Source organism: Pantoea sp. SGAir0215 (genome assembly GCF_043543215.1).
The window spans coordinates 979,840-1,004,221 of sequence record NZ_CP028031.1 but is presented as its reverse complement, the minus strand read 5'-3'; the positions used below and the strand labels follow the sequence as shown (position 1 = coordinate 1,004,221).

General features: G+C 57.9%; 21 protein-coding genes. 15 read left to right on the top strand and 6 right to left on the bottom strand.

Annotated elements, in window-relative coordinates:
• Positions 1 to 57 precede the first annotated feature (57 nt).
• Positions 58 to 582, top strand: a complete 525-nt coding sequence (locus C1N64_RS04745) for a GNAT family N-acetyltransferase (RefSeq protein ID WP_205957176.1) — start codon at positions 58 to 60, stop codon at positions 580 to 582.
• 36 nt (positions 583 to 618) lie between these two features.
• Here C1N64_RS04745 and C1N64_RS04740 read toward each other — a convergent pair whose 3' ends face one another.
• Positions 619 to 1,431: an IclR family transcriptional regulator gene (locus C1N64_RS04740; RefSeq protein WP_006121620.1), complete on the bottom strand. Its 813-nt coding sequence runs from the start codon at positions 1,429 to 1,431 to the stop codon at positions 619 to 621.
• A 319-nt stretch (positions 1,432 to 1,750) separates the two neighbouring features.
• Here C1N64_RS04740 and C1N64_RS04735 point away from each other — a divergent pair, with 319 nt between their 5' ends.
• From C1N64_RS04735 to C1N64_RS04675, 13 genes are all read left to right on the top strand, one after another.
• Positions 1,751 to 3,277 carry a sugar ABC transporter ATP-binding protein gene (locus C1N64_RS04735; protein WP_039339008.1) on the top strand — a complete coding sequence of 509 codons (1,527 nt, stop codon included), beginning with the start codon at positions 1,751 to 1,753 and terminating at the stop codon, positions 3,275 to 3,277.
• 22 nt (positions 3,278 to 3,299) lie between these two features.
• Entirely contained in the window at positions 3,300 to 4,400 is a 1,101-nt protein-coding gene (locus C1N64_RS04730) for an ABC transporter permease (RefSeq protein ID WP_006121622.1), read from the top strand.
• Positions 4,397 to 5,497: an ABC transporter substrate-binding protein gene (locus C1N64_RS04725; protein WP_033739103.1), complete on the top strand. Its 1,101-nt coding sequence runs from the start codon at positions 4,397 to 4,399 to the stop codon at positions 5,495 to 5,497. Before C1N64_RS04730 ends, C1N64_RS04725 begins: the two co-directional genes overlap by 4 nt.
• A gap of 14 nt (positions 5,498 to 5,511) precedes the next feature.
• Positions 5,512 to 6,342 (top strand): SMP-30/gluconolactonase/LRE family protein, encoded by an 831-nt coding sequence (locus tag C1N64_RS04720; RefSeq protein ID WP_006121624.1) that lies wholly within the window; start codon positions 5,512 to 5,514, stop codon positions 6,340 to 6,342.
• A gap of 250 nt (positions 6,343 to 6,592) precedes the next feature.
• A complete protein-coding gene (yiaK, locus tag C1N64_RS04715; RefSeq protein ID WP_375096900.1) occupies positions 6,593 to 7,606 on the top strand; it encodes a 3-dehydro-L-gulonate 2-dehydrogenase in 1,014 nt (337 codons plus the stop codon).
• Complete coding sequence (locus tag C1N64_RS04710; RefSeq protein ID WP_394515280.1) at positions 7,603 to 8,070, top strand: YhcH/YjgK/YiaL family protein; 468 nt, start codon at positions 7,603 to 7,605, stop codon at positions 8,068 to 8,070. The genes yiaK and C1N64_RS04710 overlap by 4 nt, the downstream gene beginning before the upstream one ends.
• 14 nt (positions 8,071 to 8,084) lie before the next feature.
• The gene (locus tag C1N64_RS04705) at positions 8,085 to 9,380 is read left to right on the top strand and encodes an MFS transporter (RefSeq protein WP_058707848.1); all 1,296 of its coding nucleotides are present in this window, start codon (positions 8,085 to 8,087) and stop codon (positions 9,378 to 9,380) included.
• The gene (locus C1N64_RS04700) at positions 9,377 to 10,858 is read left to right on the top strand and encodes an FGGY-family carbohydrate kinase (RefSeq protein WP_375124272.1); all 1,482 of its coding nucleotides are present in this window, start codon (positions 9,377 to 9,379) and stop codon (positions 10,856 to 10,858) included. The genes C1N64_RS04705 and C1N64_RS04700 overlap by 4 nt, the downstream gene beginning before the upstream one ends.
• A complete protein-coding gene (gene ulaD / locus C1N64_RS04695; RefSeq protein ID WP_185200042.1) occupies positions 10,855 to 11,511 on the top strand; it encodes a 3-keto-L-gulonate-6-phosphate decarboxylase UlaD in 657 nt (218 codons plus the stop codon). Before C1N64_RS04700 ends, ulaD begins: the two co-directional genes overlap by 4 nt.
• Positions 11,508 to 12,368, top strand: coding sequence for an L-ribulose-5-phosphate 3-epimerase (locus tag C1N64_RS04690; protein WP_006121631.1), 861 nt, complete (start codon positions 11,508 to 11,510; stop codon positions 12,366 to 12,368). The genes ulaD and C1N64_RS04690 overlap by 4 nt, the downstream gene beginning before the upstream one ends.
• Positions 12,365 to 13,063 (top strand): L-ribulose-5-phosphate 4-epimerase, encoded by a 699-nt coding sequence (gene araD, locus C1N64_RS04685; protein WP_375124271.1) that lies wholly within the window; start codon positions 12,365 to 12,367, stop codon positions 13,061 to 13,063. Before C1N64_RS04690 ends, araD begins: the two co-directional genes overlap by 4 nt.
• Before the next feature lie 34 nt (positions 13,064 to 13,097).
• The gene (locus tag C1N64_RS04680; protein WP_033739091.1) at positions 13,098 to 13,616 is read left to right on the top strand and encodes a YagU family protein; all 519 of its coding nucleotides are present in this window, start codon (positions 13,098 to 13,100) and stop codon (positions 13,614 to 13,616) included.
• A 262-nt stretch (positions 13,617 to 13,878) separates the two neighbouring features.
• Complete coding sequence (locus tag C1N64_RS04675) at positions 13,879 to 14,952, top strand: acyltransferase family protein (RefSeq protein WP_205953875.1); 1,074 nt, start codon at positions 13,879 to 13,881, stop codon at positions 14,950 to 14,952.
• A 110-nt stretch (positions 14,953 to 15,062) separates the two neighbouring features.
• Here the strand turns inward: C1N64_RS04675 and iutA are convergent, their stop codons facing one another.
• From iutA to iucA, 5 genes are read right to left on the bottom strand one after another with little or no spacing between them, the layout of a single operon-like run.
• Complete coding sequence (gene iutA / locus C1N64_RS04670; protein ID WP_039339017.1) at positions 15,063 to 17,258, bottom strand: ferric aerobactin receptor IutA; 2,196 nt, start codon at positions 17,256 to 17,258, stop codon at positions 15,063 to 15,065.
• A gap of 27 nt (positions 17,259 to 17,285) precedes the next feature.
• On the bottom strand, positions 17,286 to 18,620 hold the full coding sequence (gene iucD, locus C1N64_RS04665) for an NADPH-dependent L-lysine N(6)-monooxygenase (protein ID WP_039339019.1): 1,335 nt from the start codon (positions 18,618 to 18,620) through the stop codon (positions 17,286 to 17,288).
• A 3-nt stretch (positions 18,621 to 18,623) separates the two neighbouring features.
• Positions 18,624 to 20,357, bottom strand: a complete 1,734-nt coding sequence (gene iucC / locus C1N64_RS04660; protein WP_033739082.1) for an aerobactin synthase IucC — start codon at positions 20,355 to 20,357, stop codon at positions 18,624 to 18,626.
• Positions 20,357 to 21,304, bottom strand: a complete 948-nt coding sequence (gene iucB, locus C1N64_RS04655; RefSeq protein WP_205952503.1) for a GNAT family N-acetyltransferase — start codon at positions 21,302 to 21,304, stop codon at positions 20,357 to 20,359. Before iucB ends, iucC begins: the two co-directional genes overlap by 1 nt.
• Positions 21,305 to 23,029, bottom strand: coding sequence for an aerobactin synthase IucA (gene iucA, locus C1N64_RS04650; RefSeq protein ID WP_394515279.1), 1,725 nt, complete (start codon positions 23,027 to 23,029; stop codon positions 21,305 to 21,307). It abuts the gene before it with no gap.
• Positions 23,030 to 23,161: 132 nt separating this feature from the next.
• Here iucA and C1N64_RS04645 point away from each other — a divergent pair, with 132 nt between their 5' ends.
• Entirely contained in the window at positions 23,162 to 24,367 is a 1,206-nt protein-coding gene (locus tag C1N64_RS04645) for an MFS transporter (RefSeq protein WP_110268063.1), read from the top strand.
• Positions 24,368 to 24,382 lie beyond the last annotated feature (15 nt).

Below are 24,382 nucleotides of genomic sequence, written 5' to 3'. Positions count from 1 at the left end.
TTCCTGCCTGTCTTTTGTATTGTCATGATCCTTACTGGCTCACTCCGGAATCGCAGAATGCACATCACGCTCGCGCAGGATGACCACATTCCCGCCCTGCAACAGATTTATGCTCACCATGTTGTGCATGGCACGGGCAGTTTTGAACTGGATCCGCCTGATGAAGCCGAACTCGCCAGCCGGTTAGAAAAAATCCGTGCCGCCGGACTGCCCTGGTTTGTGGCCATCGAAGACGGCCAGGTTTGCGGTTACTGTTATCTGGGCTTTTATCGTCCGCGCCCGGCTTATCGTTTTACCCTGGAAGATTCCCTTTATATCCATCCGGCTTTTCAGGGGAAAGGTGTGGGTAAACGCCTGCTGGCGCACGCGATTGACTGGGCTGAAAGCCGGGGCTTTCGCCAGATGGTCGGGAATGTGGGCGACAGCGCCAACGCGGCCTCCATCGCTCTGCACCGATCGGCGGGCTTCACCGTGGCCGGTACGCTAACCTCCGTAGGCTACAAACACGGGCGCTGGCTGGACACGGTATTGATGCAGCGGACACTTGGCGCGGGCGACAGTATCCCGCCTGAAAACGGATAACGCAGGATGCGTGCCAGGCGGGCCGCTGCCCAGGGCTCAGGCGGAAGCGCCCAGCTCGTGTGAGATCGCCTGGGCGGTCGCTACCACCTTCGCCATCAGGTTTTTTGCCCCAATCTGTTGCAGCTTGGCCGTTGGCAGCGAGACCGACACCGCATAGGGAACGCGCTGCTGAATATCAAATACCGGCGCGGCGATACAGGTCACGCCCAGCTCGTTCTCTTCGCGATCCATCGCGGTGCGCTGCTGCAGAATATCTCTCAGTTCCTGCTGCATCTCGGGCAAGGTGGTGATGGTGTTTTTTGTCAGTTGCTCAATGCTGTCCTGATGGCTTTGCCAGTAGTGCAGCAGGTACTCTTCACTGCCCCAGGCCAGAAAAATTTTGCCCATCGCCGAGCAATAGAGCGGCATATGCTGCCCGATGTAGGCGCGTGTGCGCATCATGCCGGTGGTGGGTTCCAGTTTATTGATCAATACAACATGATCGTCTTCACGGCTGGAAAAGTTAACCGTTTCGCCCACGTCCAGGTTGAGCTTTTCCAGATGCGGTCCGGCTACGTGGATGATATTGAGCGATGACAGCGCTTTCTGACCGACCGAAATAAATTTGGTCGTCAGGCGATAGCTGCCAGGCGACGGGGCCTGGGTGACATAGCCACTGCTGTGCAGCCCCTGTAACAGGCGGTGGACGGTGCTTTTATTCATGCCGGACAGCTCAGCGAGATGGGCCAGCGGGCAACCGTTCGGGAAATTGCTCAGTAACTCAATTAACTGAAGGCCACGAAACAGACTCTGTGTTCCCAACGGCTTATCGTTTTTATTTTCCTTCGCTTTATCCACTTTACCCACCATCCGCCGATCCTCTCCGTTTCTGACTTCCTGAGCGCACTATCGCATGATGTTAACTCATGGCATAACAACTGGGAATCTTTCGCTTTTTTAGTGTGGCCTGGCGATCGCATTCCGCCTGGCAGGAATTGCGCTGTTCATCACAATTTCAAAACAATATTTTAACCCTATGTTTCTAATGAGGAAATAGTCGCCTCGCTTCTTTGCTTTTCCGCATTTTCAGGGATAGTATTTTTTGGAATAGTATTTCACATGTTGAAATCAGCAAGAGCGCGTCACCACGCTTGCTGCCACTACTCACCAGGCGTCACGGGAGGCTGGAATGCAAACTAACCCGGATAAACCGGTCCTGACACTAAGCCATATCACCAAACGTTTCGGGGGGAACCCTGCCGTCAATGACGTAAGCCTGGATGTCTTTCCGGGCGAAGTGGTCGCGCTGTTAGGTGAAAACGGTGCGGGTAAATCGACGCTGATCAAGGTACTGGCCGGCGTTTATACCAGCGACGAAGGCCAGATAACCTTTAATGGCAACCCCATCCCCTCAGCGGCCGCGCTAAAAACCGCCACCAGCCAGCCTGTCGCCTTTATTCATCAGGATCTGGGGCTGATCGAGTGGATGACGGTGGCGGAAAATATGGCGCTGATCATGGGCTTCAACCGTCGCCTGGGCCTGATTAACTGGCGGGCCGTGCGTGAACGGGCACGTTTAGCGCTGGAAGACGTCGGTATTCAGCTCGATCCCGATGCCCGCGTATTTGAACTGTCACGCACGGAGAAATCGCTGCTGGCCATTGCCCGCGCGGTGGCCGTCAACGCGCAAGTACTGGTACTGGACGAACCGACCGCCTCGTTACCCGCCAATGACGTACGGCATCTGTTTAGCGTGATAGAACGCCTGAAAAGTCGCAACGTCGGCATGATTTACGTGACTCACCGTCTGGATGAGGTGATTGAAATTGCCGATCGCATTTGTGTGATGCGGGACGGTAAACGCGTCGCAGAGGGCAACACGGCAGACTACAGGTTGCACGATCTGGTTGAAATGATTGTCGGCGAAGCGCTGGAAAGCAATCAGCGCCTTGTGCTGCCTGAGGGGCGTCCGCCCGTGCTGTCACTGGATCAGCTCTGCATTGATGAAGTGGGCCCGGTCTCGTTCAGTCTGCAACCCGGCGAAATGCTGGCGCTGGCCGGCCTGCGTGGTGCCGGTCAGGAAGAGATTGGTCGGATGCTGTTTGGCCTGAAACAGGCTACCCAGGGCCAGGTCATTTTTCGCGACAAGCCCTGCCATTCCCGATCGCCTCGCGAGGCTATGGCGGCAGGCATCTCGTTTGTGGCAGGCGATCGCACCGGTGAAAGTCTGGTTATGTCGATGAGCGTGCGTGAAAACCTGTTTCTCAACCCCTGCGCGAGCGGGCACCGGGTGATGTCCCATTATGGTCGCCGCGCGGAGGTGGGTGCCAGCTGGTGGAAAGTGCAGCTTTTCGACGTACGCCCTAAAAACGTGGATCTGGATATCAGCGCCCTGTCCGGTGGCAACCAGCAAAAAGTGGTGATGGCCCGCTGGATGCACCTCAATGCCCCGTTGCTGATTCTTGAAGATCCCACTGCGGGCGTCGACGTGGGCGCGCGCGAAGAAATTTATCACCTGCTCAACAAAGCGCTGGCAGACGGCGTGGCAGTGCTGGTGATCTCGAATGACCTGGAGGAAATCGCGCATATCTGTAACCGCGCGTTGGTGTTTAACCGGGGCCAGGTAGTGGGTGAACTGAAAAACGAACAGGTTACTTTTGCTAATTTACTGGAGCTGGCCTCAGCCAGCTCTGCTGCCCCCTTCGCTACCGTCTGAAAAGGCAGTCAGGAGAAACGCTATGTCTAAAACCTCGGTGAAATCTACTGCACTTGAACAACGGGTCAGCCTTGCTCAGCATGGTTTTGCGCCGTGGTCGATGCAGGTCGTCACCCGCTACGGATTACTGTTGTTATGTGTGCTGCTGGCGTTACTGTTTTCGGTACTGTCCCCGACTTTCGCATCCCTGCTCACCGTGCAGGCCATTCTGTCCAGTAAGGCCAAAATCGCCCTGCTGGCGCTGGCCGCCACCTTGCCGATGATTGTGGGCAAAATCGACCTGAACGTCGGTTTCGGGATCGTGCTGTGGCACATCCTGGCCATTACGCTTCAGGTGGAATACGGCTTTTCCTGGCAGATGGCGGTGCTGACAGTGCTGGTCTTGTCGGCGCTGTATGGCCTGCTGAACGGCATTCTGGTGGCGCTGGCGGATATCGACAGCTTCGTCGCCACGCTCGGTTCCGGCACGGTGCTGTATGCCATTGCGTTGTGGCACTCCGGCGGTCGCCAAATTGTTGGTGACTTACCGGATGCCTTTAGTGCGCTGCACAGTACCGAAGTGTTTGGCATTCCGATTGGTGCCTTCTATGTGCTGGGCCTGGCGCTGGTATTGTGGCTGATCACTGAGCACACGCCACTGGGAAGGTGCATGTATGCCGTGGGCGGTAACCCCGTCGCCGCGCGCCTCAACGGTATTGCCGTGAATAAATACGTGATCGGCGCGTTTATCGCCTCCAGTGTGATCACCGGCTTCAGTGGGGTGCTGATTGCGGCGGAACAGGGCGTCGGCCAGGCCAGCGTCGGGATGGATTACCTGCTGCCTGCGCTGGTCGGGGCTTTTCTGGGCAGTACCACCATTCGTCCGGGACGGGTAAACGTCTGGGGCACCGTGGTCGGCATCGCTATCCTGGCTATCGGGATTGCCGGTATTCAGCAGTTTGGCGGCGCGTTCTGGGTGGAACCGCTGTTTAACGGTGCCACGTTGCTGCTGTCGATTACGCTGGCCGGCTACGCTCAGCGCCGCCGTATGTTGAATCAAAAAGCCGTCGTGCGCAGTCAGAGCACGCCGGCGACCACACCTGACTCACAGCAAAAAACCATCACACCAGGGAACTCATTATGAAAAATCCGGTATTTGGTCTTTCTCTCATCGCCATGCTGGTCGCCACCTTACCAGCCCATGCAGACAGCTATCTCGATCAGGCGACAGCGGCCGTGGCCAAAGCGACGGCCAGCGCCACGACCTGGGACGGTCCGACGACCGGGCCAACGCTACAGCCTAAAAAGAAACTGATCTTTATCGCCTCGGATATGAAAAACGGCGGTGTGCAGGGCGTTCAGCAAGGCCTGAGCGAAGCGGCGAAAGTGGCTGGCTGGACGCTGGATACGCTGGACGGCGCAGGCTCTGTCAAAGATCAACTGGCGGCGCTGAATCAGGCGATTGCCCAGCGCCCTGACGGTATCGTTATCGGCGGCTGGAACCCGAACGTCGCCAAAATGCCGCTGAAAAAAGCCCTGCAGCAAAAAATCGTGCTGATGGCCTGGCACGCAGAGCCTCAGCCGGGCCCGATTAAGCAGTACGGGATCACCGATAACATTACGTCCGATTCTAATGAGGTTGCCCGTCTGGCGGCGCAGTACGCCATTGTGAAGTCAGGCGGCAAAGCGCAGGTGATTATCTTCACCGACTCGCTGTACAAAATCGCGCTGGATAAAGCCAATGCGATGAAGCAGGAAATTGAGAAGTGCAGCGAGTGTAAAGTCATCGACTTTATTGACACGCCGCTGGCCGATACCTCTAACCGTATGCCGTCGCTGACCTTTAGCCTGTTACAGAAGTACGGTGACCGCTGGCAGTACTCGCTGGCGATTAATGACCTTTATTTTGACTTTATGGCACCCGCGCTGAAAACCGCAGGGAAAGGCGGCAAAAACGCGCCATATAACATCTCGGCAGGCGACGGCTCGGTGTCGGCCTTCCAGCGCATTCGCAATGGTGAAAGCCAGGTCGCGACCGTCGCTGAACCGCTGAAACTGCATGGCTGGCAACTGCTGGATGAGTTCAACCGCGCCTTCGCCGGACAGCCCCCGTCAGGCTATGTCACGCCTGCGCACCTGATTACACCGGAAAATATCAGCCGGGATGGCGGACCGCAGAACCACTACGATCCGGAAAACGGCTATCAGGACCATTACAAAGCTATCTGGGGCGTGAAGTAACGGAGGCCAGCATCATGCAGGTAGAAAAACTGTGCTCCCCTGCCACCTGGGCCGAAGGCCCAGTCTGGTTACCGGCGCTGGATGGGGTGGTATTTAGCGATGTCAAAGGCAACCGTATGTACTGCTGGCAGCGCAATGGCGAGCTGAGTATCTGGCGTCATCATTCTCACTATGCCAATGGCAATGCCCGCGACCATCAGGGACGCGTGGTCAGTTGCGAACACGGTCGCCGGGCTATCAGCCGGACAGAAACAGACGGTACGGTGAACGTGCTGGTGGATAAAGTCGAGGGCAAGCGGTTTAACTCGCCTAACGATCTGGCGATCCGCTCCGACGGCACCATCTGGTTTACCGATCCGCCTTACGGGATCGTCAGCGATCATGAGGGTTACCTGGCTCCCAGCCAGGTGATCGGCTGCTATCTCTACTGTTTTGATCCGGAAAGCGGGCAGCTCAGCATTGCCGCCAGCGATCTGCAGCGGCCAAACGGGCTGGCGTTCTCGCCTGATGAAAGCGTGCTGTACGTGGCGGACATGTCGGTGGTGGATTTCCCGACGCTCGGCCGCCATGAGTTGCGCACCTATAAAGTGGACGGTCGCACGTTGTCTGCAGGGCAATTTTTTGCCGATGTCTCACCCGGTTTCCCGGACGGATTTTGTGTGGATGCCAACGGCGATATTTACTGTAGCTGCGCTGACGGCGTGATTATTTTCGACAGCAGCGGAAACCGTAAAGGCAAAATCCCGATTCCTGAAACGGTATCCAACTGCACCTTTGGCGGACCGAATAATGATGAACTTTATATCACAGCCAACACTTCACTCTACCGGGTAACGCTACGCTAACGCCCCTGCACAGGCAGGGCGAAAAGCAGAGCAAAACAGGTCAGCTGTCTCTCAGCTGACCGGCCTGACTGTGGCCGGAATCGGGCAAAAAAGCCCAAGATCACAGAAGTCAGAATTAATTATATCCTTCTGATTTAAATGAAATAATTTTTGAGTCATTTCTTTGACTCGCTGCATTTTTCCCCATAGCATTTAGTTGAAATGACATTCCACATTATGAAATAAATAAGACGCGGGGAGTATCAGTCAGATGAGAATCAGCTATCAGCAGTTGTATCAGGAGTTTCTTCGCGTACTCCTCAGCCGCAACGTGCCGCAGGCCAAAGCCGAGGCCTGCGCGCACATGTTTACTGAAACCAGTCTTAACGGCGTCTATTCCCATGGCGTTAACCGCTTCCCGCGTTTTATTCAGCAACTGGATGCCGGCCACATTATTCCCGATGCGGATGCGCAAAAAGTCCTGTCGCTGGGTGCGATTGAGCAGTGGGATGCGCAACGCGCCATCGGCAATATCACCGCCCATAGCATGATGGACCGCGCGATGGCGCTGGCCACGGAACACGGCATTGGGCTGGTGGCCTTACGCAATGCCAATCACTGGATGCGCGGGGGTAGCTATGGCTGGCAGGCGGCGGAAAAGGGCTTTGTCGGCATCTGCTGGACCAACTCCATTGCCGTAATGCCGCCCTGGGGCGCAAAAAGCTGCGCGATCGGCACCAATCCGCTGATTATCGCGGTACCGGGCGAGCCGGTTACGATGGTGGATATGTCCATGTCGATGTTCTCCTACGGCATGCTGGAAGTGAATCGCCTGGCGGGGAAAAGCCTGCCGGTCGATGGCGGCTTTGATGATGAGGGCAACTACACCCGCGATCCGGCCACGCTGGAAAAAAACCGCCGCATTTTACCAATGGGTTACTGGAAAGGCTCAGCGCTGTCTGTGGTGCTGGATATGCTGGCCACCCTGCTCTCTAACGGCGCCTCCGTGACTGAAGTCACTCACGACAACGGCGATGAATTTGGCATTTCTCAGGTGTTTATCGCCATCGACGTCGATCGGCTCATTCCGGGCGAAACCCGCCAGCAAAAACTCGATCGTATTCGCGCATCCATCACCGGTGCGGAACCGGCTGACAGCACACAGGCGATTCGCCTGCCGGGTGACAAATTCCCGCCACTGCGTGAAGAAAACGAACGCCTGGGTATTCCGGTTGATGAGCGCGTCTGGGCGCGCATTCAGGCGCTACAGGAGAAGGCATCATGATTACCGGACACCTTGCCAATACCGATCCCCGTCACTATCCCGCCGCGATTGCTCATGCTCTGGCCTACCTCGCCGGTCATGATCTGGCAAACATGGCCGCCGGCCGTTATCAGGACGAAGAAACCGGCTGGGTCGTACAGGTGTTAGATCTGCACACGGTTCCCGCCGCAGAGAATTACCCGGAGGCGCACCGCTATCACATCGACGTGCAGTATCTGGTGGCAGGCGAAGAAGTGATCGGCGTCGCCACACAACCGCTGGATCTGGCGGTGCATCAGCCTTACGACAGCGAACGCGACATCGTTTTTTATCAACATGCCCCCGATGAAACCCTGGTACGGATGCTGCCCGGCACGTTCGCCGTATTTTTTCCTCAGGATATTCATCGTCCTAACTGCGCGGTCAGTCAGCCCGGTCCGATCCGCAAAGTCGTGGTGAAGATCCCCTCGCGCGATCTGGTGTAAGGCAGGGAGGCACGATGAGCATCACCACAAGCGCTGTCAATCATGAAAAGGTCCCTGCACTGCGCTGGCTGCGGATCATTCCGCCGATTCTGATTACCTGCATCATTTCGTATATGGATCGGGTCAACATCGCCTTTGCGATGCCGGGCGGCATGGATGCTGAACTGGGCATCAGCGCCTCGATGGCCGGACTGGCAGGCGGCATTTTCTTCATTGGCTACCTGTTCCTGCAGGTGCCCGGCGGCAGGCTGGCCGTTTACGGCAACGGTAAACGCTTTATTGGCTGGTCGCTGCTGGCCTGGGCGGTGATTTCCATACTGACCGGCATGGCCACCAGTCAGTATCAGCTGCTGGCGCTGCGCTTTGCGCTGGGGATTGCCGAAGGCGGCATGTTACCGGTGGTGCTGACGATGATCGGCAACTGGTTCCCGGATGCGGAGCGCGGTCGCGCAAATGCCATCGTGATCATGTTTGTGCCGATCGCCGGGATCATCACGGCTCCGCTCTCAGGCTGGATCATTACCGGCTGGGACTGGCGCATGCTGTTCTACGTGGAAGGCGCGTTATCTCTGGTCGTGATGGCCCTGTGGCATTTCACGATCAGTAACCGCCCGCAGGAAGCGAGATGGATTTCGCCAGCCGAAAAACACTATCTCATCACCACGCTGCATAACGAACAGCTGATGATCAAAGGGCAGAACGTGCGCAACGCCTCGCTGATGCGTGTGATGCGCGAACCGGTTATGTGGCGGCTGATTCTGGTCAATTTCTTCTATCAGACCGGCATTTACGGCTACACGCTGTGGCTGCCCACCATCCTGAAAGGACTGACGCACGGTAATGTGGAGCAGGTGGGCTTTCTGGCCATTCTGCCCTACGTCGGGGCGATCGTCGGCATGTTTCTGTTTTCTGTTCTGTCGGACGCGACCGGACGGCGCAAGCTGTTCGTGGCGCTGCCGCTGGCCGGCTTTGCGCTGTGCATGGCGCTGTCGGTGTTACTGAAAGCGCATATCTGGTGGTCCTACGCGGCGCTGGTGGGCTGTGGCGTCTTTATCCAGTCTGCGGCGGGCGTGTTCTGGAGTATTCCGCCGCGCCTGTTTAATGCCGAGGTGGCTGGCGGCGCGCGCGGCCTGATCAACGCGCTGGGCAACCTGGGCGGCTTCTGCGGTCCCTACATGGTGGGCATTCTGATGGCGTTTTACAGCCGGGATGCCGGGGTTTACAGCCTTGCCATTTCACTGGCGATTGCCGCCCTGCTGGCGATGACGTTGCCCGCACGCTGCGATTCCCCTCAACAGGAGGCATTATGAAACGCTGGCTGGGACTGGACTGTGGCGGCACCTTTATTAAAGCCGGGCTTTACGATATACAGGGCCGCGAGCTGGCCGTCGCCCGGCAAAACCTGCCGGTTGTTGTACCGGAACCGGGTTATGCCGAACGCGATATGACGCTGCTGTGGCAACAGGCGGCAGCCGTCATCCGTGAGGTGCTGACCACCAGCGGCGAGGATGCGGCGTCGGTCGCCGGTATGGGCATTTCCGCACAGGGTAAGGGGCTGTTTCTGCTGGACAAACAGCACCGCCCGCTGGGCAACGGCATCCTCTCCTCCGACCGCCGCGCCCTGAGCCTTGTGCAACAGTGGCAACGGGAAGGCTTGCCGCAGAAACTCTATCCGCTGACCCGACAAACGCTGTGGACCGGCCATCCGGTGTCGCTGCTGCGCTGGATCAAGCAGCATCAGCCACAGCGCTATGCGGCGATTGGCAGCGTCATGATGGCCCATGACTATCTGCGTTTCTGTCTGACCGGCGAGCGGGCATGCGAAGAAACCAATATCTCTGAGTCCAATCTGTATGACATGCAGGCAGCCGACTGGTCGCCTGCACTGGCAGAGATGTCAGGTATCCCGGAGATAATATCGGCACTGCCGCCGATTATCGGCCCGACGCAGATTGCGGGCTATGTCACCGACGGGGCCGCTGCCGAATGCGGTCTGCTGCCCGGTACGCCCGTCGTGGGCGGCCTGTTCGATGTGATGTCAACAGCGCTGTGCGCGGGCCTGAATGATGCGACGCGCCTGAACGCGGTGATGGGAACCTGGTCAGTGACCAGCGGCATTACCGACTGCATCAGCGATGAAGCAGACTATCCCTACGTTTATGGTCGTTATGCCATTGAGGGTCAGTACCTTATCCATGAGGCCAGCCCGACGTCGGCGGCCAATCTGGAATGGTTTTGTGACCAGTGGGGCATTAAGGACTACAGCCAGCTTAATACGTGGGTAGCAGCGCTGGTGCCCGCCAGCAGCAGTGTGCTGTTTCTGCCTTTCCTGTATGGCACCAATGCCGGTGCCGATCTGCACGGCAGCTTTTTTGGCCTGCAGGCAGGTCACACGCGCGCCCATCTGGTTCAGGCCATCTACGAAGGCGTGGTGTTCTCACATCTGACGCACCTCAACCGTATTCTGCAACGTTTTCCTCAGGTTACCGCCCTGCGTCTGAGCGGTGGGCCTACGCGCTCTGCGCCCTGGATGCAGATGTTTGCCGATGCCAGCGGCCTGACGGTTGAAGTTCCGCAGATCAGTGAGAGCGGCTGTCTGGGCGCGGCGCTGGTGGCATTAACCGGTACCGGGGCTTATGCCTCACTCCAGGCGGCCCAGCAGGCCCTGGCCCCTGACATCGTGTGCTGGCAACCGGACAGCACGTGCTATGACCGCTACCAGCAAAAGTATCAGCGTTATCAACATCTGATTCGCGTCCTGCGCGACGCCCAGGGAGACCTGCCATGAGCCTGCCCTTACTCCAGCTGGCGCTGGATCACACCACGCTGGATGCCGCGCTCACTACCGCCCGGCAACTGCATCCGCATGTCGACATTATCGAAGCCGGTACGCTTTTGTGCCTGAGCTGCGGTGTTGAAGCCGTACGTCATCTGCGCCAGCAGCACCCGGAAAAAACGCTGGTCGCGGATTACAAAGTGGCGGATGCCGGCGGCGCCCTGGCGGAGATGGCTTTTGCGGCAGGGGCTAACTGGATGACGGTGATCTGTGCCGCGCCGCTGGCAACCTTTGCCAGCGCGCTGGCGGTTGCGCAGCAGTACCAGGGGGATATTCAGATCGAACTGTTTGGCAACTGGACGCTGGATGATGCCCGACAGTGGCGAAAGCTGGGTCTGACCCAGGCTATTTATCACCGTGGACGGGACGCACAGGCCAGCGGGCAACAGTGGAATCAGCACGATCTGGATACCATGAAAGCCTTATCAGACCTGGGTTTTGCCCTGTCCGTCACGGGCGGTATCACCCCGGATGACCTTTCTCAGTTTCGCGATATCGATGTGAAGGCGTTTATTGCCGGCCGCGCCCTGAGCGATGGCGAGAACGGCATTGCATGCGCCACCGCATTTCACCAGGCCATTGGCCGCCATTGGGGGACAGTATGAAACGCCTGCACCCGTTAGGGATTTACGAAAAAGCCCTGCCTGCGAATCTCACCTGGCCAGAACGTCTCGCGCTGGCCAAAGCCTGCGGGTTTGATTTTGTGGAAATGTCGGTCGATGAAACCGATGAACGGCTGGACCGGCTGAACTGGAGCAAAGAGCAGCGCCTGTCGCTGGTCAACGCGACCATCGAAACCGGCGTCACCATTCCTTCCCTGTGCCTGTCCGGCCATCGCCGCTTTCCCTTTGGCAGCCACGATCCGGCGATCCGCCAGCGCGCAGACGATCTGATCGATCAGGCCATCCAGCTGGCGAAAGATGTGGGGATCCGCACGATTCAGCTGGCGGGCTATGACGTCTACTACGAACCGCATGATGCAGGCACGGTCGCGCGGTTTGCCGAGGGCTTGTCACGCGCAGTGCAGCGCGCAGCAGCGGCGCAGGTGATGCTGGCGGTGGAGATCATGGATACCGAATTCATGAACGCCATCAGCAAGTGGAAAGCCTGGGAACAGCAGCAGGCTTCTCCGTGGTTTTCCGTTTATCCGGATGTGGGCAATCTCAGCGCCTGGGGCAATGACGTGACTGCCGAACTGACGCTGGGCATTGATCGCATCGCCGCCATTCATTTGAAAGATACCCAACCGGTCACCGCCCATTCACCGGGGCAGTTCCGCGATGTGCCCTTTGGTGAAGGCTGCGTGGATTTCGTTGGCGTGTTTCGCACGCTCAAAGCGCTGAATTATCGCGGATCGTTCCTGATTGAGATGTGGACCGAGAAAGCCGAGGAGCCGGTTGCCGAGATCGTACAGGCACGGCGCTGGATTGAACAGAAAATGCAGGAAGGAGGCTTACTATGAGCATTGCCATGATGAAAGAGCAGGTGCTGGCGGCAAACCTGGCGCTGCCGCGCCACCATCTGGTGACGTTTACCTGGGGCAACGTCAGCGCCGTCGATCGTGCGCAAGGGCTGATGGCGATTAAGCCTTCCGGCGTGGAATACGACGGCATGACGGCGGACGATATTGTGGTACTGGAACTGGCAAGCGGCCGCGTGGTGGAGGGCACGAAAAAGCCCTCATCGGACACGGCCACCCATCTGGCGCTCTATCGGGCCTTTGAGGACATCGGCGGCATTGTGCACACGCATTCGCGTCATGCCACCATCTGGGCGCAGGCGGGCCAGGACCTGCCAGCCTGGGGCACCACACACGCTGACTACTTCTATGGAGCCATTCCCTGCACCCGACTGATGACGGAGGCCGAAATTACTCACGATTACGAGCACAATACCGGCGAAGTGATTATCGAAACCTTCCGCTCACGCGGCATCAGCCCGACGGCCATTCCCGCCGTGCTGGTTAATGCTCACGGGCCGTTTGCCTGGGGGAAAGACGCAGATAATGCCGTGCATAACGCAGTCGTGCTGGAGGAAATCGCCTATATGGGGATTTTTTCCCGCCAGCTGACGCCTGATATCACCCGAATGCAGCAGCCGTTACTGGATAAACACTTTCTCAGAAAGCATGGAGCAAACGCCTATTACGGCCAGTAATTCTCTTCTTTTTACTCAGCGGGAGCGGTGAAAAATGAAAACAGGGTTTTATCTGACGTCCCCGGCCGATCGGCATTACGGTGCGGCGCTGTGGGCAGGGTTTTGGGGCGGTAACGTCGCCAGTTTTGTCAAATGGGGCACGGAGAATCCGTTTCCGCCCAGAACGCCGGACAGGGCAATTCCCCCCGCGGAGATGCTCCAGGATATGGGAATCAATGTCAGCAACCTGGTCTATCACTATTCCGGTCATGTGGTGAACTGGGGCGTGGCCGGTGTTCATCACCTGTTCTCGATTTTCTTCGCCCTGCTCTACTGCGCCCTGGCCGAGATTATCCCGATCATTACGCTGGGTCAGGGCGTGGCGTTCGCCCTGATCATTACCGTGGCCTTTCACGCCGTGATCCTGCCCATAAACGGCTGGGCACCGCCCTTATGGCACCTGCCGCTGGCGGAAATTGCCTCGGAAACGCTGGGACATATTCTGTGGATGTGGACGATAGAAATCTTTCGGCGCGCCCTGGGTGGACACGTATCGCCGCGCCGCGCTGCATGAGTCTGTTGCGCATGTAAGTTATCAATTTTGGTTAAGAACCCTCTGAAATCCTGATGGCGCACTTTTCTCGTTGTGCGCCTAACAGCCTCGATCGCCGCGCTTTATTCAGCAAAAATACGCTATCGTTTGGAAATGTATTTTTCTGCCCGATAAACGGCGGTTGACCATTGTTAAGTCATTTTTACAATACGGCCTACGCTTAACCGTATCGGCTCGCCCGCGCGACTGCCGCTAATGAGTCAACCGACAGGCTGTAACATTCATGAAAATCGTCTCAATCCAGTATCTGCGCGGCCTTGCTGCGTTACTTGTGGTACTGGCGCACAACTCATCGCTGTTAGAGGGTCACTGGACCCGACACATTCCAGGCGCGCTGGGCGTGGACGTGTTCTTTATTATCAGCGGCTTCATCATGACCTTCATTACCCATCAGTTTAACGAAGCCCCGACCTCATTCATGGTGAAACGCTTTTTCCGCATCTGGCCGGTCTTCTTTGTCGTCTGGCTGTTGTCTTTCGCGGTGGTGTATCACGATCGCTCTCTTCACGATATGTCCTGTGCGCTCTATTTCTGTCTGCAGAATTACAGCAGCGCCGGACCGACGTTTGGATTCAGCGCGTTAGGGCCGCCCTGGACGCTGTCTTACGAGATCCTGTTTTACGCCGTTTTCACCGTAGCGATGTGCATCAACTACCGCTATCGCAGCTACCTTTGTGCACTGATTTTCATCGTCTCCAGTGTGGGATTTCAGCTTTACTACAACGGCAGTTTTGACTTTTCCTCACAGGTTTCGCCGCATCTGACGGTGACGCACTGGTGGCAGGCGTGGATTAAGTTAATCAGTAACACTATCTGTATGGAGTTCATCCTGGGGATGCTGCTGGCAGAATTGCTGGTGAAGCGTAAGCTACCGGAACTGGATAACAGAATGCGCCGACTGCTTCAGGCAGGGCTGGTGCTGGCGGTCATTACCGCCCTGATTACAGGACCTCAGCCCTTTGGCCTGCACGGCGGTTTCTGGCTGGCCGCCGCCATCATGATCATGACGGTGATGCTGAGCTACCGTGCCGACACCGGTCACAACCGTACGCTGATTTTCCTGGGGGATATCTCATATTCGCTGTATCTCATCCACTATCCGCTCATGGTACTGCTGATGAACAGCCTGGCAGATAAAGCCTGGACAGATAACCTTATGATTTTTGTACTGTCGGTCAGCGCCAGCGTGGCGCTGGCGTCGGTAATGTTTTTCTACATTGAAAAGCCCGCCATCAAAGCAGGTAAGCGCGTCGCCCGCTGGTTGTCTGCCCCGCTGACGCTGCATCGCAGTTCGTAATCCGGTAAACACAGTGGCCTGAACCGGTCACTGTGTTTGTTGTACTCAACACGCTGCCAGGATAACGGGCGTGAGGCTTGCCCGACGCAACACCGGGCAAGAATACCGACTCAGAACAGCACGGAGTAGTTCAGACCAAACGTCCGTCCCCGGCCTTTGTACTGATACAGCGACGGTGAACCATAGGTCGGGCTGTAGTACAGCGGCGCGCGCTGGCCCCATACCGTGGTGTAATCACGATCCAGCAGGTTTTCCACGCTGAAGCTCAGCTTGCCGACAGGCAGTTCATAGCTGCCAATGAAATCAACAGTGGTGTAGCCGTTGATGTTGTAGCCCGCGTCGTCGCTGAGATTAAACGAGGTAGTGCTCTGCACCTTCAGGCTCCACGGATCCGGCGACCAGCCAACATAGGCGGTCGCTTTCGACGGGCTGGCCACTTTCACGTCATATTTTCGCCAGCTGCCATCCACTTTGGACTCGGTTTTGAGCACGTTGAAGTTTGCTCCGGTGCTCCAGTCGGTGTCCGGGATAAAGTAATCCACGGCACCTTCCACCCCGTAAATGCGGCGCTTATCGTCAACCACGCTGATCGTCAGGTCCTGATTCTGCTGCACATTCTTGTCTGACAGCGAGTAATAGGCGCTGAGTTGCGTACGCAGATTATCGCCGGTATAGCGCCAGCCCAGTTCCCATGAATCGACTTTGATGCCCTGCAACTTGCTGGCATCCACATTAACGCTGTTGGTCAGCGGGAGATTGCCGTTAACCGCCCGGCCATAGGTGCCGCGCCCGTAATATTTGCCTGGATCGGGCAGCTCAACGCCCTGCGAGAAGTTAAACCAGGCCTGCTGCCGCGCCGTGATATGCATCAGGATACCGGCGTTATACAGGAAGTTATCGTAATCGGTAGAGCCGCCTGGAATCGCATCGGCCGAGCGCGCGGTACCGTTGGCAATCGCCTGCTGCTGAGCGTAACCGACGAAATCATCCACCTTGTTTTCGGTGTACTGATAGCGCACACCGCCACTCAGCGTAAACGTCTCATTGATGTCGTAGCTGGACTGCAGGAAGGTCGCCAGATTAGTAATGTCATAACCCGGATAACGGCCCGTGGTGTAGATGCTCTGGTTGTTCAGCCCGCCCGAGGCGGCCGACTGGCCCAGATCAAAGAACATCTGGTTGGAACTGAAACGCTCATGATCGGCGTCTACGCCGTAGGTCAGCTGCAGCCCATCGACCGGCTTACTGGTGATCGCCAGCTTACCGCCGTACTGATCGGTGTTCTGCTCTGAGGAGGACAAACTGGTGACGCGTCCGCCGGACACCGTGGGGAACGGATAAAACGCCAGTGACTCGTCCCGGTAGTAAACCTGCCCCACCAGCTCCTGACCAAGAAAATCAGTATTGGAGTACTGCAGGCTGACCAGATGGCGTTCGGTGCCGGGAAGGCGGTCGGAGTTCAGCCCTTTGCGGGTGTACGCGGTGCCTCCGCCCGTTACTGCGGAGAAGTTACGCCCAAGATAGAGGCCATAATCGTCATCGCCCTGACTTTTGTAGTACTGCGTGACCAGCTGCAGTTGCTGGTGGTCATCAATCTCCAGCGTGCCGGTGCCCATAATATCCAGACGATCGGAATACTGCAGGCCCGTCTGGGTATTGTCCATCAGCAGTGAGTCGCCCTTGCCATCATACCAGCCGCCAAACTTTTGGTAGGCAACGGACAGGCGTCCGGAGGCACGATCGGTGCCGCCGGAGAGGGCAGCCGCCACGCGTTCATCATGGTCTTTGCTACTGTTGAATCCGGTTTTGGTGCCGGTTTCAAACTCAAACTGGGTCCCTGGCTGGCCTTTTTTGGTCACGATATTGATCAGGCCACCGGTACTGCCGCCGCCGTATAGCGAGGTGGAACCGGAGATCACTTCAATATGATCGATATTAAACGGATCGATGGAATCCAGCTGACGGCTGTCGGTACGCGAGGAGTTAAGGCGTACGCCATCTACCAGCACCACAATAGCGCGACCACGCATGTTCATACCGTAGTTGGTGCGGCCCTGGCTACTGACGTCCAGGCCCGGTACCAGTTGTGCCAGCGCATCTTTAAACTCTTTTCCGCCCTGGACCTGTTGCTCCAGTTCGGCCCCTTCAATCACCCAGGTGGTCTGTGCCATTTCCGCCACGGTGCGGTGCGTACGGCTGGCGGAGACAACCATTTCATTCTCACTGGTTTGCTGTGCCACCGCCGGTGCCATCATGGCTAATAACAGCGGATTAAGCAGCCAGATATTTTTGTTTTTAGTCTTCATCGTCGTTCCTGCATGCGAGGTTAAGGTTTACCCCAAGGACTCGGTATAGTTTTGAGTGGATGCAGCACCCTGCTGCGGTTTTTCCCGGCTCGCGCTGCGCCACTGAATCAGGGCAGGCGGCGTGCTGAGATCGAATAAATCACGCCCCAGCGCGCGATTCAGAATACGGGCGGAACGCCAGGCCATCAGGCTGAGTTGCGGTTCAGCGATGCCGTGCGTTTGCATACTGGCGTTGACCGCAAAGATGTTAGTGTCCCTGGGGCCGTTCCACTCCAGCGTGAAATCTTCGCGCACGCTGAACGTGCACTCGTCTTTCATGGTCAGGCGGCTCATCAGCGGTGACAGTAGCTCGGGCAACGCCGGGCGATAACCGGTGGCAAAAATCACCACATCGCACTCAATCAGGTCATAACCCTGATCGAGCTGATGCTGTAACTGCAGCTGCCAGCATTGCTGATGGCGGGTCAGTTCCACCACCGAGCGGCTGGGAAGCAGATGCGCATTGCGCGGCTGTCCCAGCACCTCAAAGCGATGATACAGCTCGCGATAAATCGTCAGCAGCGACGCTGCCGTAATGCCATCCGAAGTCATCTTTTGCTCATCCAGCATGGTCTGGCGCGCCTTCTCACTCAGGCCGACAAAGCTGGACACGTACTCAGGGGTGAAATATTCATTGGCAAAGGCCGCTTCATCCAGCGCGTTAAAGTTATTGCGACGCGACACCCAACTGACATTTGCCGGCTCACCCCACTCTCCCCGGAAGGCGTTCAGGAACAGATCGGCACCGCTCTGCCCTCCGCCGATTACGGCAACGCGTTTGCCGCGCAGATCCGGCTTGCGCAGGCTCATCTCACTGGCGTGGAAACAGGTCGCACTGATGCGGTTGACGCACGGCGGCAGATAGGGCTGTTTACCAATACCAAGACAAATATTGCGTGCGTAGCGCTCACCGTCATGGCTGTGAATCACGAAACGCTGTTTCGTGTCGTCAAACTCGATGCGCTCCACCGTGTGATTAAAGTGCAGGTTATCCATGCCCTCGGCGGCCCAGCGCAGATAGTCAGAAAACTCATCCCGCGATACGGTTCTCAGCTCTGCCGTCATAAAGCGGTAGAATTTCTTACGCTTCACAAGGTAGTTCACAAAGCTGAACGGGCTGGTGGGCGCAACTGCCGAGACCAGATCTTTTAAGAACGAGGTCTGCATATGGCAGTCCGGCACCAGCATGCCGGGATGCCAGGCAAAATCCGGCCGACTGTCTAAAAACGCACTGGTAAAACCCTCGGCTTCGTGTGCCAGCGCCGCGATACTCAGGTTGAACGGGCCAATACCGATGCCAATAAAATCAACAGTGTTTGTCATGATTCAGTCCTTGGTGACCAGCCACAACGGGTTTTGCAGATTTTCCAGGTAAGTGGGCAACATACGGCTCCCGCCATCCTGATCGGGCCAGGTGAGCTTTACCGGGTTCAGCACGACGCGAATGATTTGTGGCTTGAAGAGGGAGAAAAGCGCAAAGCGCGCCGACAGCTGCGGGTGCGCCTGCATGTAATCGCTCAACACTGCGGCAAGCAGTTGGTAAAAGCGCCGCTCGGGTACGCCAAGGCGCGCCATCAACGGCGAAATAAAACGCAGAACCGTAACAAAATGTCCGGTTTGCAGGTCATGAATCAAATAGTCCGCGCTCAGGCGGGCCGTGACATCACGGACCGCCTGAGGCAGAGAGGCCATCTCGGGAAAATCGTCCTTCACCAGCCGCATGTCGCCCTGAAAATCCTTCAGCAGGACGCGCTGCGGAATACTGTCTTTCATCGCCAGAGTAATATTTTGTCCGTGCGCGATCAGCGCCACGCCGTAACGGCACAGCAGGTGATACAGCGGCACGACAACCACGCGAAACATCTGACTGAGCCAGGCCTCGGCGCTCAGGCCCGAGCGGGCAATGTAGGCACCGATAAGCGGCTGTCCCTGCTCATCGCACTCCATCAACGTCGCCATCAGAATCGGCGTTTCGTCCTGATGCAGCCAGCGCGCAGGATTTTCGCGCCAGATCACGCCCAGCATTTCCTGGTAGCGATAGGGGGCTTCGGCCAGCGCGGCGTAACCTTGATGAGCGACATAGCCTGCGGCCGGTTCGCCCAAAATCACCGCCCCGCTTTGCTGCAACGTTGCATCAGTGGCAAAGACATGTTGTAACCAGCGCGAGGCCAGCGGGCCCGCCGCGATGTATTTGCCAGGAATGCCGCGATAGCAGGAGGTGTTGTAGATCGTCAGCGGCAGTTTGATATCCAGTCCGCCCTGACGGCTGGCGTTGGTCAGCGTGCGCAGTGACTGCTGTGCCAGCCACCGATCGCCAAACTCGCCCAGCGAGACCATTTTGCCAGTGGCCAGATCCGCGACAAAATCGAGTGCGATTTTTTGCTGCCATTGCCAGGGATGAACCGGTAACGGCAGCCAGCTGTCGTCCAGTCCCTGTGCCTGCCAGGCCTCGGTGAACCGGGCGTATTCGCCGTCATCCATCGCGGCATGCAGCAGTTGCTGGATGTCCAGCGCGCTGTCGCAGCGCCAGACCAGATGCTCACGCTGAACCGCCAGCCAGTGCAGGCGGAACGTGTTCAGGTATTCCGGGGCGTAGCGCGCCAGTGCCGCCAGTCCCCAGCCGCGTCGGCCTTTGTTGAAGACAAATTTGGGATGGCCGCTGAGCAGGCACTGCAGGCGGTCGGCATCCAGATCGATAAGCGCGTCCGCGCTCATTCCCTGACGCGCCTGCATAAGCTGAAGATCGCCGCGCAAGGTGGCGTAGAGATCCTGCATATGCTCCGCTACCGTGGCATCGCTCATCGACAGCACCGGCTGTAACTGGCAGAGCAGGGTCTGGGCCAGTACCGGCGTATCCGCACAGCGCAGGCTTTGCGCATCGATCCATAGCCAGCCCCAGATGCCGCGTTCGGCGGTAAAGTGCCACTCAGCGCCCGGCAGGCTGATGCAGTAACGGTTATCGCCCTGCGCCTGGGCCTGAAAGACCTGCTCGTACTCCAGCTCGGCCAGCATTTTCGCCACCAGCTGACGGTTCACGGTTTCCCATGCGTGCGGATTCATCACAGGCCCACCTCGCTGAAGAAGCGGGCACGCCGGGTCATCACCAGGCGAGAGCGCTTGTGAGGGAAGTCGAACTCTTTAACGGTGGCATAGCCCGCAGGTGCCAGATGACGGAACAGGCGCTGATTATCAGCGCGTGGCTCCAGCACCAGGCGCTGGGTGTGCGGGTTATCCAGGAACAGGTAGTGGCTGATACCGCGCAGCCAGCTCTGTACATAGTGCGGTCCGCGCCACTGCGATTCGCCCACCAGCAGGTGCAGGCCGCGGTCATACGGCTGCCAGCTGTAGTGGCGTCCGATACGGTCTTCGGCGGCCCAGTAGATTTCAAAGTAGCTGAAAGGCGCATCATCAAAGCAGCCAATCAGCGGAAAGGCATAGCTGCTGGTGAGCTGGCGTTGCAGGTAGGCGGTCTGCACCGCCAGCGATCCGCTCTGCTCCCAAAAATAATCCACGCGCGGATCGTTCATCCAGCGGGTGAACATCTCGGCATCCCGCGCAGGATCGGCCACGCGGAAACTCAGCGTCCGGCGCACACGCGGATCGTAACGGCGATAGACTTCGCCTTGAGGGCGCGGCGGACGCTGGGGGAAGTAAATCTCACGTTCGGCATCAAAGACCATCTCGCCGGACGCCTGCTGACGCGGCGTGGACAGCCACAGCGGCAGTTGCCAGAACGCCTCGCGGTGCACGATATCGCTTTTCAGCGCGGCAAACAGGGCCAGCGCCTGCGGCTCTTCCCGCCATTCGGCATAGGGCAACACAATGGCGGAAAGCGACGGAGCCGCGATAAACATCTGATCCAGCGCATCACGCAACCAGCCTTCGGCAAGCGGGCCGGTATAATGCAGGACCGCACTGTTGTCCTGTCCCCAGCCCAGATTCAGGGCCTTACCAGACTTCTCGCAGCGCAAACCGTGGCCGCTGTGAACAATCGTTGCCTGAGACATTTAGCGCTCCTGGGACAGAAGAGGATTGGTGAAGTTGAAGTAGATTACCGACGGATCGACGATGGTGTTTTCGTTGTGATCGTGCAGGTAACAGAAGAAGTTGCCTTTCACATTCCAGTGCGGACTTTCCAGCACGTAATCGAGACAGTCCGTGTGCGTGACCTCGCAACGCAGCGCAGACAGCGCATCACGTACGCGCGCCATCAGGTGCGTTTCGCTGTCCATGCCCGCCGCGCCCAGTGCCGCCGTGACCGCGAACGTGGAATTCACTAACAGGTAATAGGGGAAATAGCGCAGCAGCTGTTCGCGGCTAAAGACGTTTTCTGCCTGCGCTTCGCTAATCTCATCCAGCCAGCCTGCGGCGTGCGGCATAAAGGCGCTGCCCTGGCAATCGCGATAGATCAGGCCAACCGGCAGGTCTTGTGCCATTTCCACCAGGATATTTTGCTGATGCGCTAACAGCACCAGTCCGTAATCGGCTTCGGCCGTAAACAGCGGTTTCAGCACCTGCTGGCAGTATGCATCCACCCAGGCATGGGCGGCCTGTTGTTCGCTGATACGCAGGCGCTGGCTCAGGCGCTTAACCGCCGCCGTCAGCAGTGCGTCGCCGCCGTCCGGCGCGGACTGCGTCAGGGAGACCAGCACGTTGGTCTGACTCTGCGGCTGGTCGACAATCAGGTTTTCACGCAGTGCGAACAGGCTCTCTTCCCTGATCGTGCCCTGCATATCACGCAGCCCGGCCCAGCCGTCTTCCTGCATCACACGAAACGTCGGGAAACGCGCCTGCATCGCCTGCCAGCGCGCGGTCTGCGCCAGCCGCGCCAGCCGCATGCCGCGTTTGACTTCTTTCACCGATAAAGTGCGGACGGAGTTAGTGAGTCGCACGCTCAGCGAGAACTTGATCATGTCACGACTGGTCGCGCAATAGAGCGAGCGTGATGACGTGGTGGGCAGCCAGGATGTTCCCGCCTCACCCAGATCCTGTAGCCGTCCTTGCTCCATCAGTTGCTGACACCAGCTCTGCTGCAGCAAATAGTCGGCCTGCCAGGGATGCAGCGGGAATAACCACCGCTGGTCCGTCAACGCATGCAGCAGTTGCGGTGCATTCTCAGCCGCAAAACGCGTCAGGCGCTGCTGTAAGTTCAGTTTCAGGCTGTCGCCCGCCAGGTAATCTTTATCCACCGCGAACCAGCGCAGCGGAAAATGCGGGGCAAAATCGGGCAGGTAGCGTCTGGCCTGCTGCGGCGTGAAAGGTTCGTGCGATTTGGGGGCAGGATGGAAAGCGTGCCCGACCAGCAGCGCCTGTTCGGCCTCGGCAAAATTGAGTGCGTTTTCGCGCAGGCCGCACCAGTCATGACGGGACGCCGCCGCTTCGCGGGTGTGGGCATGACTTTGCATTACGCGCTGGTAAAACGCCTCGCAGCCTGCGACGGGCAGCGCGTGCTGGTGTTGTAACTTATCGACAATCAGCCTGGCGACGGTTTCAAACGCCACCGGTTGGCTGCCACGCTGCGTCACCAGCCGGGCCGGAAAGACAAAACGGTGGTGCTGCGTCGGAGAAAAGTAAGCCACCTTAAAGTGTAAGGTCTGCTGTTCATCCAACGGGATCGTCAGTTCGGCGGGGTCACCCTGGCTCAACTGCCAGTCCCTGGTTTCACGGATCAGGGCGTTCAGGAAGCATTGTGCCGCCACGTCCCAGGCCCCGTCATGCGTTGATTGTATCATTATCAAACAATTTCCAGTCGTTATGATAATGCGAATTCTGCCGATAACAGTTCTCATTATCAACGACAATTGTTAGAATTGGCAGAATAAATTTTACAAATACATACAACAAAGATACGGGTTAGCAACATCGTGACATCTCCTGAACTGGCCATGACGCAAAAAAAAGCGTTAGCAAACTGGCCTTTAGCCATCAGCGCCGGGTTGCTGGGTGTGGGACAAAATGGCCTGCTGGTCGCGATTCCGGTGCTGGTTGCTCAGACCAGCCTGAGCCTGTCGGTGTGGGCAGGACTGTTAACGCTCGGCTCCATGCTGTTTTTGCCCGCGTCGCCGTGGTGGGGAAAGCAGATTGCCCGTCAGGGAAGTAAACCGGTGGTCCTGTGGTCGCTGGCCGGTTACGGCACCAGCTTTTTGCTGCTCGGTCTGGGCTGTGCGCTGCTGTCTGTGCAGGCCGTCAGCGCACCGATTGGATTAGGCATATTAATTATTGCCCGGGTTTTTTATGGTTTGATGGTATCGGCCATGGTGCCCGCCTGTCAGGTATGGGCGCTGCACCGGGCGGGCGAAGAGAAGCGCATGACGGCGCTGGCGACCATCAGCTCCGGCCTGAGCTGTGGCCGACTTTTTGGCCCCCTCTGCGCGGCCGGAATGCTGGTGATTCATCCGCTGGCCCCGCTGGCGCTGTTGGTGGTGGCGCCGCTACTGGCGCTGGCCCTGTTGCTGCCGTTACAACGTTCGGCCCCGCAGCCAGCGGTGACGCGTAAAAACGCCCGCCTGCGCCCTCATTGCCTGCCCTACCTGCTATGCGCCCTGCTGCTGGCGGCCACCGTCAGCCTGATGCAACTGGGGCTGTCTCCGGCGCTGGCCCGACAATTTGCCGGGCAGACGGCGGCGATAAGCCATCAGGTTGCCTGGCTGCTGAGCGTTGCCGCCATCGCGTCACTGGGTGCGCAGTTTCTGGTGTTGCGTCCGCAGTTACTGACGCCGCTTTCACTGTTAATCAGCGCCGGGATCCTGATGGCGCTGGGCCTGGGCATGATGCTGACCACGCCGCTCTGGCTGTTTTATGTCGGCTGTGCCGTGATGTCGTTCGGTGCGGCGCTCGGCACACCCGCCTATCAGTTGCTGCTCAACGACACGCTGGCAGACGGCGCCGGAGCAGGCTGGATCGCTACCAGCCATACGCTGGGCTATGGCTTGTGTGCCCTTCTGGTGCCAGTGATCACGCACTCGCACGGCGAAGCCGCGCTGATTGCCGCCGCACTCACTGCCGCCATGCTCTTTATTGCCCTGTCGGGGCTGATCTGGCGTTCACGATCAGCCTTATCGGCTCATTAACCACAAGGAACGACG